This is a genomic window from Arthrobacter sp. Y3224055 (assembly GCF_059090825.1).
This window is the reverse complement of record NZ_JBNHGB010000010.1, coordinates 1-1436: the sequence shown is the minus strand read 5'-3', so window position 1 is coordinate 1436 and position 1436 is coordinate 1. Positions and strand designations below refer to the sequence as shown.

Annotated in this window: 2 protein-coding genes; both read left to right on the top strand. The window is 59.3% G+C overall.

All coding sequences use genetic code 11. The features are described 5' to 3' along the window. Positions 1 to 222 precede the first annotated feature (222 nt). Positions 223 to 546 carry a helix-turn-helix domain-containing protein gene (locus tag AC5RTY_RS16845; protein ID WP_494014782.1) on the top strand — a complete coding sequence of 108 codons (324 nt, stop codon included), beginning with the start codon at positions 223 to 225 and terminating at the stop codon, positions 544 to 546. After that, a complete protein-coding gene (locus AC5RTY_RS16840) occupies positions 543 to 1397 on the top strand; it encodes an IS3 family transposase (RefSeq protein WP_494014783.1) in 855 nt (284 codons plus the stop codon). Before AC5RTY_RS16845 ends, AC5RTY_RS16840 begins: the two co-directional genes overlap by 4 nt. Positions 1398 to 1436 lie beyond the last annotated feature (39 nt).

Genomic DNA, 1436 nt, shown 5'->3' with positions numbered 1-1436 from the left:
TGAACTGCTCCCCGGAAGTTGGACTGAGAAATTCAGTTCCGACTCCTGGGGAGCAGTTTTATGCATGCATGTAGTTCGTTATCCGAGGATCAGCGCGAGTCCGCTGTAGCGTGGTTCGAGCAGGGCATCGCTTATAGGGCGACAGCCAGATTGCTGGGAGTGCCTCACGCGCCGGTCAAGCGGCTGTATCGGCGATGGAGGATTCATGGCCGAGGAGCGTTGATGACCAAGCCAAAACAGTCGTACTCGTTCGAGTTCAAGCTCGCTTTGGTTGAACGGTTCCTCGCTGGTGAGACTGCCCCTGATCTCGCAGCAGAAGTCAGCTTGTCGTCGCCTCGCCTGCTCGAAACGTGGGTACGGGCATATCGCCGAGAGGGTGCGGATGCGTTGCGTCCCAAGCCTAAAGGCAGACCCAGGAAACCTGATGTGCCGCCGCCCGCGGAGTTGTCCGAGGTGGAGCGGTTGCGGCGCGAGAACGAACGGTTGCGGGCTGAAGTGGCTTACCTGGGAAAATTGCGGGCCTTGAGGGCGCAGGAACGACGGTGAAGGTTCAGGCCATCATCGCTCTCAAGGCTGACTTTCCCCTCCCGGTTCTGCTGCAGGTCGCCGGCCTCGCCCGGTCAACGTTCTTTTATCACCAGGCCCGGCTCCAAGCCCCGGATCCGCACAAGGAACTCAAGACGGCAGTCACGGAAATCTTTGCGAAGAACCATGGCAGATACGGGCACCGCCGCATCCACACTGAACTGGTCAAGCGGGGCTGGACGATCGCGAAGAAGACCGTGCTGAAGCTGATGCGTTCCCTGCGGCTTGTTTGCAAAGTCCGGCGCAGGAAGCGCTACAACTCCTACCAGGGCGAGCAGGGCGCCGTGGCTCCCAACCTGCTGAACCGGGAGTTCGCAGCCGATGCCCCGAACCAGAAGTGGGTCACGGATGTGACCGAATTCAGCGTCGGAGATCGGAAACTCTACCTCTCACCGGTCATGGACCTCTTCGACCGTCAGATCATCTCCTACACACTGGGCCCATCTCCAAACCTGGAGCTCACTAATACCTCCCTGCGCAAGGCTCTGACAACACTCGCCTCCCGACAGGAACCGCTCGTGCATTCCGACCAGGGCTTCCAGTACCAGCACGCCTCCTGGCGGAAGCTTCTGCTGGGCGCCGGCGCCGTCCAGTCGATGTCACGCAAAGGCAATTGCTACGACAACGCGGTGATGGAAAACTTTTTCGGACACCTCAAGGAAGAGCTCTTCCACCATGTTCGGTTCCTCAACACGGAAGCGCTGGAAACAGTACTGCACGAGTACATCCACTGGTACAACACCGAAAGAATCTCGACAAAGCTCGAGGGCCTAAGCCCGGTGCAGTACCGTGCTCAGGCCCTCGCGGCCTAGTCTCTTATTTAGCCAGTCCAACTTTCGGGGCCCAGTTCA